15 protein-coding genes are annotated in these 17,070 nt (G+C 40.3%); 11 read left to right on the forward strand and 4 right to left on the reverse strand.

Annotated elements, in window-relative coordinates; genetic code table 11:
- Window positions 1–9 precede the first annotated feature (9 nt).
- Window positions 10–1,431, forward strand: a complete 1,422-nt coding sequence (locus tag GQR55_RS03180) for a tetratricopeptide repeat protein (protein WP_166419404.1) — start codon at window positions 10–12, stop codon at window positions 1,429–1,431.
- Window positions 1,432–1,591: 160 nt separating this feature from the next.
- Here the strand turns inward: GQR55_RS03180 and zapE are convergent, their stop codons facing one another.
- A complete protein-coding gene (gene zapE, locus GQR55_RS03185; protein WP_166419405.1) occupies window positions 1,592–2,701 on the reverse strand; it encodes a cell division protein ZapE in 1,110 nt (369 codons plus the stop codon).
- A gap of 59 nt (window positions 2,702–2,760) precedes the next feature.
- Between zapE and rsuA the strand changes: the two genes are divergently transcribed.
- The 3 genes from rsuA (at window position 2,761) to GQR55_RS03200 (ending at window position 5,268) form a co-directional block, all read left to right on the forward strand.
- Entirely contained in the window at window positions 2,761–3,459 is a 699-nt protein-coding gene (gene rsuA / locus GQR55_RS03190) for a 16S rRNA pseudouridine(516) synthase RsuA (RefSeq protein ID WP_166419406.1), read from the forward strand.
- A 119-nt stretch (window positions 3,460–3,578) separates the two neighbouring features.
- Window positions 3,579–4,232, forward strand: coding sequence for a bifunctional tRNA pseudouridine(32) synthase/23S rRNA pseudouridine(746) synthase RluA (gene rluA / locus GQR55_RS03195; protein ID WP_166419407.1), 654 nt, complete (start codon window positions 3,579–3,581; stop codon window positions 4,230–4,232).
- 85 nt (window positions 4,233–4,317) lie between these two features.
- On the forward strand, window positions 4,318–5,268 hold the full coding sequence (locus GQR55_RS03200; protein WP_166419408.1) for a DUF3530 family protein: 951 nt from the start codon (window positions 4,318–4,320) through the stop codon (window positions 5,266–5,268).
- On the opposite strand, the gene djlA is transcribed toward GQR55_RS03200, so the two are convergent.
- Genes djlA through GQR55_RS03215 form a run of 3 tightly spaced genes read right to left on the reverse strand, consistent with a single transcriptional unit; the run spans window position 5,251 to window position 7,803 of the window.
- Window positions 5,251–6,117, reverse strand: coding sequence for a co-chaperone DjlA (gene djlA, locus GQR55_RS03205; protein ID WP_166419409.1), 867 nt, complete (start codon window positions 6,115–6,117; stop codon window positions 5,251–5,253). The two genes, GQR55_RS03200 and djlA, sit on opposite strands and share 18 nt — an antisense overlap.
- Window positions 6,118–6,148: 31 nt before the next feature.
- Window positions 6,149–6,805: an N-acetylmuramate alpha-1-phosphate uridylyltransferase MurU gene (gene murU / locus GQR55_RS03210; RefSeq protein WP_166419410.1), complete on the reverse strand. Its 657-nt coding sequence runs from the start codon at window positions 6,803–6,805 to the stop codon at window positions 6,149–6,151.
- Window positions 6,802–7,803 carry a phosphotransferase gene (locus GQR55_RS03215; RefSeq protein WP_166419411.1) on the reverse strand — a complete coding sequence of 334 codons (1,002 nt, stop codon included), beginning with the start codon at window positions 7,801–7,803 and terminating at the stop codon, window positions 6,802–6,804. The genes murU and GQR55_RS03215 overlap by 4 nt, the downstream gene beginning before the upstream one ends.
- A gap of 100 nt (window positions 7,804–7,903) precedes the next feature.
- Here GQR55_RS03215 and lptD point away from each other — a divergent pair, with 100 nt between their 5' ends.
- The 7 genes from lptD (at window position 7,904) to GQR55_RS03250 (ending at window position 16,943) form a co-directional block, all read left to right on the forward strand.
- Window positions 7,904–10,156, forward strand: coding sequence for an LPS assembly protein LptD (lptD, locus tag GQR55_RS03220; protein ID WP_166419412.1), 2,253 nt, complete (start codon window positions 7,904–7,906; stop codon window positions 10,154–10,156).
- A 337-nt stretch (window positions 10,157–10,493) separates the two neighbouring features.
- The gene (gene surA / locus GQR55_RS03225) at window positions 10,494–11,786 is read left to right on the forward strand and encodes a peptidylprolyl isomerase SurA (protein ID WP_166419413.1); all 1,293 of its coding nucleotides are present in this window, start codon (window positions 10,494–10,496) and stop codon (window positions 11,784–11,786) included.
- Between the two features lie 5 nt (window positions 11,787–11,791).
- A complete protein-coding gene (pdxA, locus tag GQR55_RS03230) occupies window positions 11,792–12,790 on the forward strand; it encodes a 4-hydroxythreonine-4-phosphate dehydrogenase PdxA (protein WP_166419414.1) in 999 nt (332 codons plus the stop codon).
- Window positions 12,780–13,586: a 16S rRNA (adenine(1518)-N(6)/adenine(1519)-N(6))-dimethyltransferase RsmA gene (rsmA, locus tag GQR55_RS03235; protein ID WP_002960838.1), complete on the forward strand. Its 807-nt coding sequence runs from the start codon at window positions 12,780–12,782 to the stop codon at window positions 13,584–13,586. The genes pdxA and rsmA overlap by 11 nt, the downstream gene beginning before the upstream one ends.
- Window positions 13,570–13,959 carry a Co2+/Mg2+ efflux protein ApaG gene (gene apaG / locus GQR55_RS03240; RefSeq protein ID WP_166419415.1) on the forward strand — a complete coding sequence of 130 codons (390 nt, stop codon included), beginning with the start codon at window positions 13,570–13,572 and terminating at the stop codon, window positions 13,957–13,959. Before rsmA ends, apaG begins: the two co-directional genes overlap by 17 nt.
- A 13-nt stretch (window positions 13,960–13,972) precedes the next feature.
- The gene (locus tag GQR55_RS03245; protein ID WP_166419416.1) at window positions 13,973–14,791 is read left to right on the forward strand and encodes a symmetrical bis(5'-nucleosyl)-tetraphosphatase; all 819 of its coding nucleotides are present in this window, start codon (window positions 13,973–13,975) and stop codon (window positions 14,789–14,791) included.
- Between the two features lie 136 nt (window positions 14,792–14,927).
- Window positions 14,928–16,943 (forward strand): methyl-accepting chemotaxis protein, encoded by a 2,016-nt coding sequence (locus GQR55_RS03250; RefSeq protein ID WP_166419417.1) that lies wholly within the window; start codon window positions 14,928–14,930, stop codon window positions 16,941–16,943.
- Window positions 16,944–17,070 lie beyond the last annotated feature (127 nt).

The raw sequence follows: 17,070 nt of genomic DNA on the forward strand, positions 1-17,070 counted from the left end.
ATGAAAAATATGAATATATTTAAAACGCTAAAACCATTAACTTCCGCACTGTTGACGACTGTAATGTGCTCATTACCTTTATTAAGTGCAGGTAACGTACATGCAAGCGCTGCCAGTGATACTAATGCGCCACTAAAAGTAACGTTATCGCCTAGCGATCCAACATGGCAGTTGGCTATAAATAATAAATTACTAGGCCCTACAGAGGTCCTTATTGAGCCGACCGAGCGCGGTTTTGCTCGCCAAGTGCAGCCACTCCTACAAGCCAGTAATTACAGTGAAGTTGCTGCGCTATTTAAAGGCCGTGATATAAGCGAAGATAGCACTGCTTTAAACTTATTACGTGCACAAGTTTTGCTTTCAACAAAAGACTTTAATAACGCTGAACGAGCCTACCTAGCGTGTTTAAAAGCCTCACCTGATTTAGTAAAAGCACACCAAGGTTTGAGCCTTTTATACATGCAACAAGCAAAGTATGACAAAGCGCAAACACACTTAGTTCACAGTATTGAACTTGGCCAAGCTGACGCACAAAGTTATGCGCAACTTGCTTATATACACGTACAGCACAACCAACCTTGGAGCGCTGTAGCGGCGTACCGCCAAGCACTTATGCTAGCGCCAGAAACAAGCCAATACCAACAAGGGTTGTTATTTGCGTTAATTGAATCGGGTGATTTAAATCAGGCAAATGCATTACTTAAAGAGTTACTTAATAAAACCCCCGATAAAGCTGAACTTTGGTTGCAACGTGCGCAAATAGCACTACAGCTAGATCAAAAAAAGCAAGCGCTTGCTGCTATTGAAGTGGCCTTAAAACTCAACCCTAAAGATACCAGTAACCAGCTGCTTGCTGCGCAATTACATTTAAGCGAAGGCAGTAGTAAACGTGCAGTTAGCTTATTAAAGCAAGGTTTAAAACACGCCACTAAACAGCAGCAAGTTGAGATTATTAATACCACGATGCAAACTTTAGGCTGGCTTGTATCTCAGCAAAAATGGGATTTAGCTAAAGAGCTAATAGGCAGTGCAAAAAGATTAACTAAACAGCTACCCCATGACGAACAAGCGCAGTTTTCTGTATACAGTGCACAACTTGCTATGCAGCAAGGTAATACTACGCGCGCTCTTAAAAGCTTAAATAATGCACTTAAAATAAACCCGAATTTAGGTGATGCCCTACTTAGTTTAGCGAGTATTTATCGTGATAAAAATCAGCTTACGCAAGCTAGGTTAATGTATGTACGCGCGCAGGCTCTGCCTGACTATCAACTATCTGCATGGCTTGGATTATCGCAAATAGCGATTGATTCTAAAGACTACTCGAGCGCGTTAAAACATCTTAGAAAAGCGTTGCAAGCAAACCCACAACGCCAAGATTTAATAACCAATATTCGCGCCCTTGAGAATATAGTGCGCCAAGAAGGATAAGTTTATAGGTTTTACGTGAGCAAGCTAAACGCCTACCGCCAAGGTGTAGCTGTGGGGTTAACTTGTAGCGTGTAAAAACGCAGTTTTTAAAATGGCTTAATAATTAGAAGCTGCGCTTCTCTCATGAGCAAGCACATCTACAATATATCAAACCAAAGCGTTACCAATTTTGCATTTCGACTATGCGCGATTGCGTGCGTGCATATTCAAAGCTCAACTTTTTACCTTTATACAAATGTTCAATGTCGGTTTGAGCATTTATCACCAGTAATTTATGGCAATCGTAAAACTCATCTACTAAGGCAATAAAGCGACGTGCTTCGTCGTCAAAGGTGTGCTCATCAAGCGTTTGTTTTTCACGCTGATAACTATCTTCTATACCGTGTACAATAACTTTACCCGTTGCTTTAACCCCCATTTGCGGCACGTTCGATACATATAACACATCAAATTGCGTTGCTAAAAACATATAATCGTTAGCACTACGAGGGCCTGAGCATAGCGCCATAAAATCAATCATCAATGCGTTATCGGCTTTTAATAAATAAGGTAAATCGCGGCCATGCACGCTAATTGTATTTCTATATGTTACCTCTGTATAAGAAGTTAAAAACTCATTTTCAAAATCGTGATTTGATAAATTAATAAAATAGTGACGGCTGTTTTTACCATATCTAAAGCGGTGATCCTCCTCCCCTGCTACGTTAATTATATGGCAATGGCTATTAATTAAATCGATGGTAGGTAAAAATCTCGTTCGTTGCAGGCCGTTGTAATAAAGTTGCTCTGGCTTTGCGTTCGATGTGGCCACCAGCACAACACCTTGTTCAAACAAGGCATTGAACAATCTCGCCATAATCATGGCATCGCCAATGTCGCTCACAAAAAACTCGTCAAAACACAGTATGCGGATGTTTTTAGCCCACTGTTTTGCAATCAAAATTAATGGATTTTTTTGACCTTGTAGCTGCGAAAGTTGGGCATGCACCTGCGCTATAAAATGATGAAAATGCAGCCGCTGCTTTTGCTCAGTAGGTAGGTTTTTATAAAATAAATCCATCAACATTGATTTACCACGCCCTACTGGTCCATATAAATATACACCTTTTATTAAAGGCGCTTTTTGCCACCATGATGTGTGAGCTTGAAGTTGCTCGCTTAATGTATTTAAAGCCTCCACTGCATTTTGCTGCGCAGCATCAAAACATAGTTCACCCGAGTTTATTTTTGCTTGGTAAAGGCTTAAAATTTGTGTGCTGTGCACTGTCATGGTATTTCACTATCGGCTATAATCGCGCCCATTGTAGCCGACTAAAAATGTGAACCAAAATGAAATTCCCTTGCCGCTTAGATAAATTTATTAGCCACTTAGCTGAAATACCGCGTACCCAAGCTCGCGCGAGTATTAAGCGAAAAGAAGTAAGCGTTAATGGTGAAGTAATCACATCACATAATTTTCAGCTAGCCCAGCAAGATGAAGTACTATACCAAGGTACACCTTTGGTATTTTTAGGTAAGCGTTATTACATGCTAAACAAACCTGTTGGCTATGTATGTGCTAACAGTGACGAGCTACATAAAACTGTTTTTGACTTACTTGATGAGCCAAATATGAGTGACTTTCACGTGGCAGGTCGCCTTGATATAGACACTACAGGCTTAGTCATTATTACTAATGATGGCGATTGGTCACATAAAATTACGTCACCTAAAAGCAATAAATTTAAAACCTACCTAGTCGAAACCCAAGAACCTATTACCGATGAAGCACTTGAGCAACTGCGTACAGGTGTCATGCTGCACAACGAAAAAGATTTAACTCGCCCAGCTATAGCCGAAAAGCTTGCTAATTACGGCCTGCGTTTATCAATAAGTGAAGGTAAGTATCATCAAGTTAAGCGTATGCTTTACGCGGTAGATAACAAAGTAGTTGAGTTACATCGCGAGCAGATTGCCGGTATTACTCTAGATGAAAACTTGGCTAGCGGTGAATATCGCCTATTAACAGCGCAAGAAATCAAACTATAAAAGCCCTTTAAGAGAGCCTAAGTTTGGATTATTAGTTAAAACAATATAGCCAAACTTTTACTTGAGCCTTTTAACTTGCTCCACTAAAATAGCGCCCTTCAAAATTACTAAGGTCGGCCGTGTTAGTTAACTACAACCCCCCTATGAGTCCGTATTTAACAATACTTTTTCAGGATGACGACTTACTGATAGTTAATAAACCAAGTGAGTTATTAACTGTCCCAGGTAAAGATCCTAAACATGCCGACAGCTTAATTAATCGTGTTAATCGTGTTTTTCCAACAGCAAGAATAGTGCACCGCTTAGATATGGCGACTTCTGGCATACTGTGCCTTGCCATGAATAAAGCAGCGCACAGACATTTAAGTATGCAGTTTCAAGAGCGCGAAACAGCTAAACGTTACATAGCACGTGTATACGGACAACTTGAAGCTGAAACAGGATCAGTAGATTTACCCCTTATTTGTGATTGGCCTAATCGCCCAAAACAAATGGTTGATCACGACAGAGGTAAACCTTCGCTTACGCATTTCAAAATACTTGAGCGTGAAGACAATGCAACCCGTGTGGAGCTAACGCCTATCACTGGTCGCTCGCATCAGTTACGTGTACATATGCTAAGCCTGGGTCATCCTATTTTAGGTGATAGACTTTACGCCCACAAAGAGGCACTTGCTGCCGCTCCTCGCTTACAATTACATGCACAAATGCTGCAATTAAAGCACCCTGTAACTGAGCAAGTACTTACTTTTGAAGCTAAATTGGAGTTTTAATCGGCTCTAATTTACTAATTAATTGATCCTAAACTTTTAGCTAACGTTGCCGATACCTAATTTATAGTCATTAGTTAGGTTTATTATGGTGTTTACACGGTTTTTAAAAGGGGCTTTTTATATACAGCTCAGCTGTGCGTTACTTTTGGCTAACCCTATCAGCGCGGCAGAACATATTAACCCTCCAACTTTTTCAAGTATTGAAAATAGCGACATTGAGCGACTACTTCCAAGCGATGAAATAAAGCCTATATTAGCTGGCGAAACAGAATTTTTAAGCCTTTACAGCGAGTATATGAGTAGCGACTTGAGAGGGGTTGTATTACTTATACCCGACTGGCACTCTACCCCAACAAACAACTCAGGTATGAGTTACTTACGTAAAGAGCTTAATAACTTAGGTTACAGCACCTACGCAATGACAGTGCCCGACATTGATTGGCAAGCTAGTAAAATGGCAAAAACAACGCCAAATGAGGCTGAAGTTGCGCCTAGCAAAACCGAGGAGCCTGCATCACCCGACACCACAACAGACGCGCAACCGCAGCCTGAAAAAATAAAAGATGAGCCTCATTACGTTAATGCAATTGAAAAAGTAACCGATGACATACTTGATAACTATAAAATAAATCTCATTTCTCGCTTTAATGCGCTGTATCAAACTGCTATGGAAGATTCGAGTAATATAGTGGTTATTGCACAAGGCACGAGTGCTGGCGTGTTGTTGGAGTACTATGCAGATTTTCCGGATGAGAGACTGGATGCGTTTATAAGTTTAAGTAGTTACCTGCCTAACACAAAGCGTAACGAAAGCTTGAGCCAAACAGCATCACTTGTTACACCCGCCTTGCTTGATATTTACTATGCAAATGACAGCACAGACATTTTAATGAGCCTTAAAAGCCGTCAGCGCTGGGTTAACCGAAATGCAAAGTTTGACTACCGCCAACGCCAGTTGTTTGGCCTGCGCGATCAACCCGATCAACACGCACGCCTAACAAAAGAAATAGACGGCTTTTTACGCCGACTTTTTTAAATACTCATAAGCAGCTTGAATATCTTGGCTCTTTTTAACAGCCAATTCCATCATGTGTTTTGGTAAACCTTGCGACACTAATTTATCTGGGTGATGTTGCGACATAAGTTTACGGTACGCTACTTTTATATCACGCTGCGTTGCATCGCTATTTAGCCCTAATAATGCCAATGCTTGCGCACGGTCCATATTATTATTTGGCGGTACATGATGGCCAGAGCCCTCACGATAACTACTACTTTGACCTTGATTTTGTTGCTGCTGATTAAAACGCTGTTGTTGCTTTCTAAAGTTAAACTCAGCTTGGTAACGTTTTAATACAAATGCAAAATGTGTTTTAGAAATGCCTAGCTGTTTACTTACTTCTGCTAATAATTGCTTTTCTTGCTCGGCTAACACTCCATCAGAAAATGCCATCTGAATTTGTATTTCTAAAAATAACTGTATTAGGTCGTTTCGTTTAGCAAAGCGCTCTTTAAAATCGTGTACTGTTTCTTTAAGTGAAAAGTCGCTCTCTTTACCTGACTGAAATGCATGTTGTGCTTCACGGCGCTCTTCGCCTTTTAAGCCCATTTCGTCCATAAACAAGTTAGCCGCTTTTATATGTACTTCGCTGACTCGACCGTTCGATTTGGCAATATGCCCCATTACCGCAAAGCAGCTTGAAAAGAATAAAGCTTGGCGTTCGTGAACATCGTCACCACTAAATAAACTAGAAAAGCCGCCCGCTTTATCAAAGTTATTTTTTAAGCTTTTATCAAATAAATGACCTAGGTATAAACCTAAAATGGCACCAAATATTTTGCCAAACATAAAGCCAAAACAAAAACCGAGAATTTTTCCCCACATTTATAATACTGCCTTCTTAAAAATTGAGTTATTACGCCCCAAGACGCGTGTTTAATTGATTTAAACGCTCTGGTGTACCAATATCATCCCACTGCCCTATATAGAGCTCAGTAGAGACTAAATGTTCACTTAGCTTTTCACGTAAAATAGGCCCTAAAGGGCGAATACCTTGCGTTAATCCTTTAAAAAAATCAGCCTGATACCGGCCAATCCCTGAAAATGTATATTTTTGGCTCTCGGCCGATAAATGGCTCAATGCAAAGTCGCCATCTGGATTGTGTGGCGGGTTTTCTATCAGCACTATGTGCGCCTCACCGGACTGTAAATGCAATTGCATAAGCGCACTTACATCATAATCGGTGTATACATCACCATTTATAACAATGAACGAGTCGCCTAGCAGTGGTAACGCTTCAATTATACCACCGGCAGTTTCAAGGCCACCTTCAACTTCTTGGCTGTAAAGTATGTTTACACCAAATTGGCTGCCATCTTTAAAGTAGTCTTTTATTTTATCACCTTGCCACGCAAGGTTTATTACAATATCGGTAATGCCGGCAGCTTTAAGATTATTTATATGGTGCTCAATAAGTGGTTTTTCTGCCACTTTTAACATTGGCTTGGGCATATTTTGCGTTAGCGGCATCATTCTCTGCCCGCGCCCTGCAGCTAAAATCATCGCTTTCATGAGCGCTCCTTTGCTAATTTTTCAGTTACTTTTGGCACTATGGTATTTTTAGTCCACTCACTTAATGCTTTAAGCTCTGGGTAATTAGCCGCTACTTCAATAATGTAATCAAGAGTTGGTAAAATATTATCTAAATAACCTGTTTTACCATCGCGTAAATATAATCGACAAAATATACCCGCCGCTTTTAAGTGGCGCTGTAAGCCGGTTAGATCAAACCAATATTTAAATTCATCAAATGAAGTGTTAACCATTAAGTTTTGAGCTGTAAATTCTTGATAAGCAAAATCAAGCAAGCTTGTTAACTCTTTTTGAGGCAGTTTAAAATAGCAATCGCGCAGTAGCGATACTAAATCGTAGCAAAGCGGTCCGCGTACCGCATCTTGATAATCTATAATTGCCCACTGGCCGTTACTATTCATAATATTACGGCTATGGTAATCGCGATGAACGGTAACAGTGGGTTGCTCAAGCATGGCCTGTATTAATAGCGTTGAACTTGTTTGCCACATTACGTTTTGCTCTGCGCTTAGTGGCTCATTAATAAAGTCACTCACTAACCACTGGCTAAATATATCTAGCTCTAGCTTTATAAAATCTTCGTTATACGCTTGCATAGCCGAAGCTGCCGGCGTTTTAGCCCATTGAGCGCTTAAACTAATTAATACTTGATAGTGCTCGGTGCGGTTTGCATCATCAAGCATGTCAGCTAGGTGCGTACTCCCTAAATCGCTGAGAATAAAAAAGCCCTGTTTCTCATCACTTGCAATAATAGTGGGAAGTAAAAAACCTTGCTCAGTAAACACCTTATTTAGTGAAATATAGGGGTCGTTATTCACTTTTTTTGGATCAGAGTCCATCACTATTAAATGCTTATTATCGTGATTTAAACGGTAATAACGGCGAAAACTCGCATCACCCGTGATCGCGTTTAAAGTATGCGACTTAGCATTAAGGTGTGAGTTTATAAATTGTTGTAAATTCTCAAAGCGTGTCATTTTATAAGATATCTATTTTTATAGGTCAATTACTGTAATTGCCATTATTTTCCTTTATTATGTGTATATTATATTAAACACACAGTATTAAGGTCGATAAATGAGCAAAACCTGGGGCATATTGATGCTAAGCGTTGTTAGCGCACCATCGCTTGCCGAAACTGAATTGGCACACAACCTTTGTGGCATTTCAATGCAAACCAGAGCTTGGCAACCACTTGAAGGCCTTAACCTTGGTGAAGTTGATATTCAAGCTGATGATGTTGAGCTACTTGGCACTCAAAGCGCTGAATTTACCGGCAATGTTGATATTAACACCCTTAAGATGAGTTTGTCCGCACAAACTGCGTTGATAGACAAACAGCGTGGTTTATTAAATGCAACGGGGCCAATTACTTATCAAGATTACGTAAGTAAAGTAAACAGCGCCGGATTAAATGCCGATTTAAATAATTCAGAAGTTAGTTTGTTAGGCGCCGACTACAGCCTAACCGAGCAACAAGGTAAAGGCGGCGCTGAAAAGCTCACTGTTAATCAGTCTGGCCTATTACTCATGAATGCAAGCTTTACTACTTGCCCAAGTGATACCCCTGTATGGGAAATTGAAGCTGACGAAATAAACCTTTCTCGCGAAGAAGGCTGGGGCGAAACATATAACGCGGTATTACGCATTCTAGATACACCTGTTTTATATTTGCCTTATTTTACATTTCCGCTGGATGAACGCCGTAAATCGGGGTTACTTACCCCCACTATTTCAAGCTCTGATAAATACGGTCTTGAAACAATTACGCCGTACTATTTAAATATTGCGCCTAATTTTGATGCCACAATTACGCCTCGTTATATGTCTAACAAAGGGCTGCAACTGCAAACCGAATTTAGATACCTAACAGAGCAGCATGAAGGCTTAGTAGGAATTGAGTATTTAGATAGTGATGATTCTGAGCCAGATTTAAATGAACGCTACATGTTTCATTGGCAACAACAAAGCTACCTAGGTGAAAACTGGCGCGCAAATGTTGATATAACCAATGTGAGCGATGATAACTACATCACCGACTTAACTTCAAACTACGCAAGTAAAACCGATACTCAGTTATATCGTACCGGCTCACTTACGCATTTAGGTGATACATGGCGCACCGATATTAAAGTACAAAACTTTGAAGTACTGGGCGATCACTTAGAGTCATACACTGCTTTGCCGCAAATTAACTTTACGCAAACCGCCCCATGGCGTTTTGATAACTTTGACTTTAGTGTGTCAGGCGAAATCAGTCATTTTACTAATGATTCATCTGAAGTGGCCATAGACAACGCAACTCGTGTACACATAGAACCTAAAGCGCGCTACAACTATGCTAATCATGCATGGTCTTTTTTATCTGAAGTGAGCTTATTACAAACTAATTATAAACAAAGCGGAAACTTAACCGGCACGCAATATAGCGATACCGTATCGCGTACTATCCCTAAAGTACGTTTGTACTCTCAGCTTAATTTTGAGCGTGATGCATCTTACTTTTTTGAAGATGGTATACAAACGTTAGAGCCTCAAATTCAATATTTATATACACCTAATAAAGATCAGTCAGATATTGGCTTGTTTGATACAACCAAGCTACAAGACGATTATTATGGTTTATTTAGAGACGTGCGTTTTTCGGGCGTTGACCGCATAGCCGCAGCGAATCAATTTACTTTAGGTGCTACAACGCGCTTATTTGATAAAAAACAAGAAGAAGTGTTTAACTTTAGTGCCGGCCAAATATTTTATTTAAGTGACGATGCAAAGCCAACAGAGCAAGGCTTAAACTCAGACACTAATTATAATGCACTATTTGCAGCTCAAACCATGTTACATTGGCACCGCCGTTGGTACCTCGCAGGAGGTATTCAATACGATACAGATGGCAAGCAAATGGTACAGTCAAATGTAACGCTTGATTATAAAGGTGATAATAATCAGGTAGTACAATTGAACCATCGCTATGCAAATGATGTCTCAGGAAATACAATCGAGCAAGCAGGTGTATTTACGAGTATTCCTATTAGCGACGAATGGCAATTTATTGCGAGTTACCATCGAGATCTTGAAAACAACAGAAGTATCGAAGTATTGAGCGGATTTCAGTATGAATCATGCTGTTGGGCTATCCAAATTACTGGGCACCGCCAAATTGAAACTGACTTAAATCAATCAATAGGCCAAGAACAAGCAACTTTTGATTCAGGTATTAGTTTGAATTTTGTATTAAAAGGACTTGGCAGTAAAAGCCGTTATGATGCACAAAAATTATTACAACAAGGTATTTTTGGCTATCGTAGACCGTATTTTCTTAGTAACTAGGGCCTGTTTATCTTTCGAGGTTGAATTTGCAGCCGTATGTTTGGTTTTTAGGCAAGGCAGAGCCTATGTTGTGTGGTTGTTCCACATAAATAGGCGATAACGCAGCATAAATGCCAAACATGCGCTGCCCTAGGGTTCATCCTAGGGGGATTAACTCTTTAGGTGTAGGTAAGAGGCGCGAGCAGGACGCGGAAGCTTTGCTCGGTTTTACTTATTCCACTGGGTTACAAACCTCGTGCCGCGATTAAATCGCCTCTAGGTTGAACAAATTTTAATCCTGAGAGGTCAACAGACCCTGGTATCACAACAGTACTATTAGCAGAGTAGTAAAAAGAATATGAATTTAAAAAAATTATTAACATCAGCAGTTTTAAGTGTCAGCCTTTGTCAAAGTGCAATGGCTGCACCAGTCGAAATAGATAAAGTGATTGGCGTTGTAAACGAAGGCGTCATTTTAAAAAGCGAAGTAGACACCATTATTAACCGTGTTAAAAAGCAAGCCGAAGAACAAGGCCAGCAATTACCAAAAGACGAAACGCTTCGTGTACAAGCAGTTGAGCGTTTAGTAAATCAAGCACTTATGATGCAAATGGCTGAGCGTATGGGGTTACAAATCTCAGATAGCCAACTAGATCAAACGCTTGCAAGCATGGCAAAAGAGCAAGGCGGTACCATTGCCGACTTACGCCGCACTATTGAAGGCGCCGGTGAAAGCTTTCAAAGCTACCGTGAAGAAATTCGTAAAGAGATCACAACACAGCAAGTAACACGTGCCAGTGTTGATCGCCGTATTTATATTAGTGAGCAAGAAGTTGATAACCTTTTAAAAATAATGGAAACCCAAGGTCAAAGTGCTGAAGAGTACGACATTGGCCATATTTTAATAGATATCCCTAACGATGCAACGGCCGATGAAATTGCTGATGCAAAAACACGTGCAGATAAAGTTATTGAGCTATTGAACGATGGTCAAGAATTTAAGCGTATTGCTATTTCATCATCAAGCGGCTCTAAAGCACTTGAAGGCGGCCAACTTGGTTACATGGGCATTAACGAAATGCCTTCACTTTTTGCTGAAGCAGTAAAAGGTCAAAAGAAAGGCGCTATTGTAGGCCCGCTTCGCTCTGGTGCTGGTTTTCATATCATTAAAGTACAAGACGTTCGTGGTTTACAAATTGTAGAAACAACTGAAGTACGTTCACGCCATATATTAATTAAGCCTTCGATTATTTTAAGCGAAGAAAAAGCACGCTCAATGCTTGCTGGTTTTGCAAAAGAATTACGTGCAGGCACTGCTGACTTTGGCGAACTTGCTAAAGAATACTCAGAAGATCCAGGCTCTGCACTTAAAGGTGGCGAGTACGATTGGACAGATCCAACTACTTACGTACCTGCGTTTAAAGATACATTGCTGTCTCTTAAGCAAGACGAAATAAGCGAACCGTTTAGAACACAGTTTGGTTGGCATATTGTGCAGTTACTTGGTAAACGTGTAGCTGATAAAACAGAGCTTGCTAAACGTAACCGTGCTCATGGCATGTTATTTAACCGTAAATTTAAGGAAGAAAGTTTTAACTGGCAGCAAGAAATGCGCGAGCAAGCTCACGTTGATATTTTCCCAATAGATTAATAAATATGACCTTAAGAATTGCGATTACACCGGGTGAACCAGCCGGTATTGGCCCAGATTTGCTACTCACGCTTGCTCAGCAAGCGTGGGATGTTCAACTTATAGCGATTGCCGATGGCAAGCTATTAAAAGAACGTGCAAAGCATTTAGGCTTAACAATAAACTTAATTAAATTTGATGATAACGCACCAGCAAAAGCAGCACCTGCTGGCAGCTTGTATATTCATCAGGTTGATTTAGGAGCTGATGTAGAGCTTGGCGTACTAAACGACGGTAACGGCCAATACGTGTTAGATACCTTGCGTATAGCAAGCGAAAAAAACATGGATGGCACCTTCGACGCGGTTGTTACTGGCCCTGTTCACAAAGGCATAATTAATAAAGCGGGCATTTCGTTTAGCGGGCACACTGAGTATTTTGCGCAGCAATCAAACACTGCTGATGTAGTTATGATGCTTGCAACTGAAGGCTTACGCGTTGCACTGGTAACCACTCATATTCCACTTGCGTATGTATCGCGTGCAATTACACCTGAGCGCTTAACTAAAGTAGCGGGTATTTTAAATCACGACTTACAAACTAAGTTTGGTATAGAAAAACCACGTATTTTAGTATGCGGGTTAAACCCACATGCCGGTGAAGATGGCCATTTAGGTCGTGAAGAAATAGAAACAATCACGCCCACGCTTGAGATACTTAGAAGCGAAGGTATGAATTTAATTGGTCCACTACCGGCCGATACCTTATTTCAAGATAAATACCTATCTGAAGCAGATGCAGTGCTTGCTATGTATCACGATCAGGGATTACCTGTGCTAAAATACAAAGGATTTGGTAAATCGGTAAATATTACCCTTGGTTTACCATTTATCCGCACCTCAGTTGACCACGGTACTGCACTTGATTTAGCAGGAACTGGTACAGCTGACGTTGGCAGTTTTGAATTAGCGATCCGCGAAGCAATTAAGCTCGCCCAAGAAAAAGCACAAATCAATGACCGATAAAGTACATTTAGGACACCGCGCTCGTAAGCGTTTTGGGCAAAACTTTTTATTTGATGAATCTATCATCGACAAAATAGTCTCTGCGATCGATCCTAAACCAGAAGACAACCTAGTAGAAATTGGCCCCGGCCTTGGCGCAATTACTGAGCCAGTAGCCGATTTAAGCGGCCATTTAACGGTTGTTGAATTAGATAAAGATTTAGCGCAACGATTAATTGAACACCCATTCTTGGGTCCTAAATTAACCGTTAACCAAGGCGATGCAATGACGTTTGACTTTGCAAGCTTGGTTCGCGATGACAAAAAATTAAAAGTGTTTGGTAACTTACCTTACAATATTTCGACACCGTTATTGTTTCATCTTTTTGAATTTTCAGATCATATTGAGCACATGCACTTTATGCTTCAAAAAGAAGTAGTAAAACGCATGGTAGCAGGCCCAGGTAGTAAAACATTTGGCCGCTTAAGCGTAATGACTCAATACTACTGTAATGCAATGCCGGTTGTTGAAGTACCACCTGAGTGCTTTAAACCAGCGCCAAAAGTTGACTCTGCGGTTATTCGTTTAATACCTAAAAAGCCAGAGCAACGTACAGCAAAAAGCGTTAAAATTTTAAACACCGTGTGTTTAGAAGCCTTTAACCAGCGCCGTAAAACGCTACGTAATAGTTTAGGTAACTTACTTACCGCAGAAGAGCTTACTAGCATTGGTATTGACATAACGCTACGTGCTGAGCGCTTATCTTTACAACAATTTATTGATATAGCTAACTGGATTTATGACAACAAGCAGTAATATTGGATCGCCTGTAAAGGTGTCTGTAGAAACATTTTACGTAGAAGGTCAATCTCAACCTGAGCTTGATAAATACGTATTTGCCTACTCAGTAACAATTAAAAACCATAGCCTATGTAGTGCAAAACTACTAAGCCGCTATTGGTTAATTACCGATGCAAATGGCAAAGAAGTAACTGTTGAAGGTGAAGGCGTTGTTGGTGAAATGCCAGACATTGGCCCAGGCGAAAGCTATAAATACACCAGCGGTGCAATTTTAGATACACCGGTAGGCACAATGCAAGGCCACTATACGTTACGCAACGAATTTGGCTCTGAGTTTCAGGCGCCTATTAATGTGTTTCGTTTGGCTTGCCCTAACATTTTACATTAAGTAGTAACCACTGATGGCAGATTATGCGATAGGTGATTTACAAGGGTGTTTTAGTGAATTTAGCACCCTTTTACAACGGGTTGATTTTAACCCAAGTAAAGATCACCTTTATTTAGTTGGTGACATAGTTGCCCGAGGGCCAGATTCCCTAGCCTGCTTAGACTATATTTACCAACATCAAAATAGCATGACCATCACTTTAGGCAATCACGACCTCCACATGATTGCCTGCTACTTCCTTAACAAGCCTACCAATCCAAAAGATAAACTAAACCCAATATTCCAAAGCCCCAAATTAGCGCACTACATCGCCTTTTTACAAACACAACCATTGGCTTTAGAGCTTAAAAAGCATAACTGTTTTATATCTCACGCAGGGTTAAATCCCGACTGGTCAATTGAATATGCGCTAAAACAAGCGCAATTTGCACAACGCTGTTATCAATCAAGTAGTGCTAAAGCATTTTTTGAACACATGTATCAGGCTCACCCAGAGCAGTGGTCAAGCAATCTTGATGGCTTTGAAAAATTTAGATACATAGTTAACTATTTTACCCGCATGCGCTTTTTAACGAGTGACAACAAACTTGAGCTTAATGCAAAGGGCGCAGTAACCGATAGCCAAATATTAACACCGTGGTTTAACCACCCTAATATTGCTAAAACTAAACACGATATTATTTTTGGCCACTGGGCAGCACTTGAAGGTAAAACGGGTAATTCACGCGTTCATGCTCTAGATACCGGTTGTGTATGGGGTAACACCATGACGTTAATGGAGCTAAGTACTAAAAAAGTAATTGTAGAAAAATCCCTCCTTTCATCTAAATAAACTGAAAAAAACTAATACATCTGTTAGATTTATCAATTAATAGTTAAAATTAGTTAAAGTAATTGATTTTAATTACTTAACTTATCTTAATTAAAGCCGATAAGTCTTAATTGAAGTACTTTTGAGTGGAAATCTTATGAACCTGACAGTAAGCCAACGTATTTGGGGTGGTTTTATATTTATCACCTTATTATTATTAATAATTGGTGGTAATTCCTTAATAAAAATAGCAAACATCGATCGTTCTACTCAAAAGGTGAACCAACTATCACTTCCTGCATTAAATAAAAGCTCTGAACTACAAGCCGAATTTATTTTAATGAGTAAAGCCGCTCAAGCGAGCTTTTACACTTCATCAGCAAGTGAGCTCGCACCAATAAAATCACAAGTCCTTGAGCAAAAACAGCTATTCAGCACTTTGCACCGTGAACTTCAAGACGTAGTAAAAAACGATGCAGCACTAAATCAAAGCAGCCAAAACGTAGAAAAAACCTATTTAAGCTTTTTAAGTACTGTTGAAAATTTATTAGAAGATAAAAGCAAACAGCTTGCACTTACCAAGGCTTTAAAAGCACAACTTGAAAACATTGAGCTTACAGCTGAAGATGCAAACTCAGTAGTACTTGATATTATCGACATTGATGGGTTTGAGCAAAACCACCCGCGAGCTTATCAAGCTGCAAACAATCTAGAAAATAACTTTATGTCGGTAGTTAGTAACAGCACCGACATGCTAACCGTTAAAACGCTTAATACACTCGACATCGTTAAAAACGAGCAAACGTATTACTTAGAAGAAGTAGTACGTACCGTTGCGTTAATTCAGCCCGCAATAGAGCAAACTCATAGCGATTTATATTCAAGCCTAAAAGAATATGTTGATACCTTAGAAAGTAATATCAAAGGTAGTAACAGTTTAGCTGCAAATAAAAAGCGTTTAATTGATTCGATTACGCTTACGCAAGCAGAACTTGCCCAGTCGGAGCAAGCAACCAAAATGGCACTTAACCAAATTGATGAGCTAGTTAATCAAGCAAGTGACGTTGCGTTTAAATTACAGCAAGGTGTACGTAGCGACGTAGATTCAGCTAATTTGTGGACCTGGGTTGGTATGATTATAGCCACTCTATTAGCTATCGCGATTGCTATTATTACCGTTAGCCGCATTACTAAGCCCCTTGCTGAAGTTAACCGTATTTTAGATATTGTTGCCAGTGGCGACATGACACAACGATTAGACGACAGCGCTAAAGACGAATTTGGCGAACTATCTAAAAGTTGTAATACATTAATTGATAGCCTACGCAGCTTAATTAAAGGCATTATTTCGCGTTCTACTCAGCTTGCAGCAGCATCAGAGCAAACATCTGCCATTACCGCAGAATCAAGCCAAGCAATTCGTAATCAGCAAGCACAAGTTGAACAAGCAGCAACGGCAACAACCGAAATGAGCAGTACATCGCAAACGGTTAGCAACAGCGCTCAACAAGCACTTAGCGAAATTAAAAACGCTGACAAAGAAGCTGAACGTGTCAAAGGTATTTCGAACAACAATAAAGCAACTATTGAACAGCTTGCTCGTGAAGTAGACGACGCTTCGCAAGTTATTAATAAACTACATCAAGATAGCGCATCAATAGGCAGCATTTTAGATGTAATACGCGGTATAGCGGATCAAACTAACCTACTTGCACTAAATGCCGCAATTGAAGCCGCACGTGCTGGTGAATATGGCCGAGGCTTTGCTGTTGTAGCAGACGAAGTACGCTCACTAGCGAGTAAAACTCAAGAATCGACCCAAGAGATACAATCAATGATTGAGTCTCTTCAAACAGGCGCAGAAGCCGCAGTAACGGCAATGAGTAAAGGTAAGCAACGTGCGGTATCGTGTGTTGAGCAAACAGACCTAGCAAGCAGTGCACTTGATTCAATTACATTTGCGGTTTCGCAAGCCCACGATGTAAGTGAAGAAATTTCGACAGCAGCGCTTGAGCAACAACAAGTAGCACAAGAAATTAGCGAACGCCTTGAGTCGATTGTAGCCATAGCAGAGCAAACAGCCGAAGGCGCAAACCAAACCAACATTTCAAGCTCAGAAGTAGCAAAACTTGCCGAAGAACTACGCTTGTCGGTAGACGAATTTAAAGTTTAGCTTTACTAAAACGATTAAAAAACCCGCCTACAAATATCACCTAACCCGTAGGCGGGAGTTTACCTCGCGCAGCTCTTGAGAGTTTACCTCGCACAGCTCTTGAAAGTTTACCTTCACGCATCCATAA

Source organism: Pseudoalteromonas sp. Z1A8, from assembly GCF_011378855.1.
Classification (GTDB): domain Bacteria; phylum Pseudomonadota; class Gammaproteobacteria; order Enterobacterales; family Alteromonadaceae; genus Pseudoalteromonas.

Bases quoted from the DNA above. Each gene is read 5' to 3' on its own strand.
- GQR55_RS03180 (WP_166419404.1), top strand. From the start codon at position 10: ATGAATATATTTAAAACGCTAAAACCATTAACTTCCGCACTGTTGACG.
- zapE (WP_166419405.1), bottom strand. From the start codon at position 2,701: ATGACAGTGCACAGCACACAAATTTTAAGCCTTTACCAAGCAAAAATA.
- rsuA (WP_166419406.1), top strand. From the start codon at position 2,761: ATGAAATTCCCTTGCCGCTTAGATAAATTTATTAGCCACTTAGCTGAA.
- GQR55_RS03200 (WP_166419408.1), top strand. From the start codon at position 4,318: ATGGTGTTTACACGGTTTTTAAAAGGGGCTTTTTATATACAGCTCAGC.
- djlA (WP_166419409.1), bottom strand. From the start codon at position 6,117: ATGTGGGGAAAAATTCTCGGTTTTTGTTTTGGCTTTATGTTTGGCAAA.
- murU (WP_166419410.1), bottom strand. From the start codon at position 6,805: ATGAAAGCGATGATTTTAGCTGCAGGGCGCGGGCAGAGAATGATGCCG.
- GQR55_RS03215 (WP_166419411.1), bottom strand. From the start codon at position 7,803: ATGACACGCTTTGAGAATTTACAACAATTTATAAACTCACACCTTAAT.
- lptD (WP_166419412.1), top strand. From the start codon at position 7,904: ATGAGCAAAACCTGGGGCATATTGATGCTAAGCGTTGTTAGCGCACCA.
- surA (WP_166419413.1), top strand. From the start codon at position 10,494: ATGAATTTAAAAAAATTATTAACATCAGCAGTTTTAAGTGTCAGCCTT.
- pdxA (WP_166419414.1), top strand. From the start codon at position 11,792: ATGACCTTAAGAATTGCGATTACACCGGGTGAACCAGCCGGTATTGGC.
- rsmA (WP_002960838.1), top strand. From the start codon at position 12,780: ATGACCGATAAAGTACATTTAGGACACCGCGCTCGTAAGCGTTTTGGG.
- apaG (WP_166419415.1), top strand. From the start codon at position 13,570: ATGACAACAAGCAGTAATATTGGATCGCCTGTAAAGGTGTCTGTAGAA.
- GQR55_RS03245 (WP_166419416.1), top strand. From the start codon at position 13,973: ATGGCAGATTATGCGATAGGTGATTTACAAGGGTGTTTTAGTGAATTT.
- GQR55_RS03250 (WP_166419417.1), top strand. From the start codon at position 14,928: ATGAACCTGACAGTAAGCCAACGTATTTGGGGTGGTTTTATATTTATC.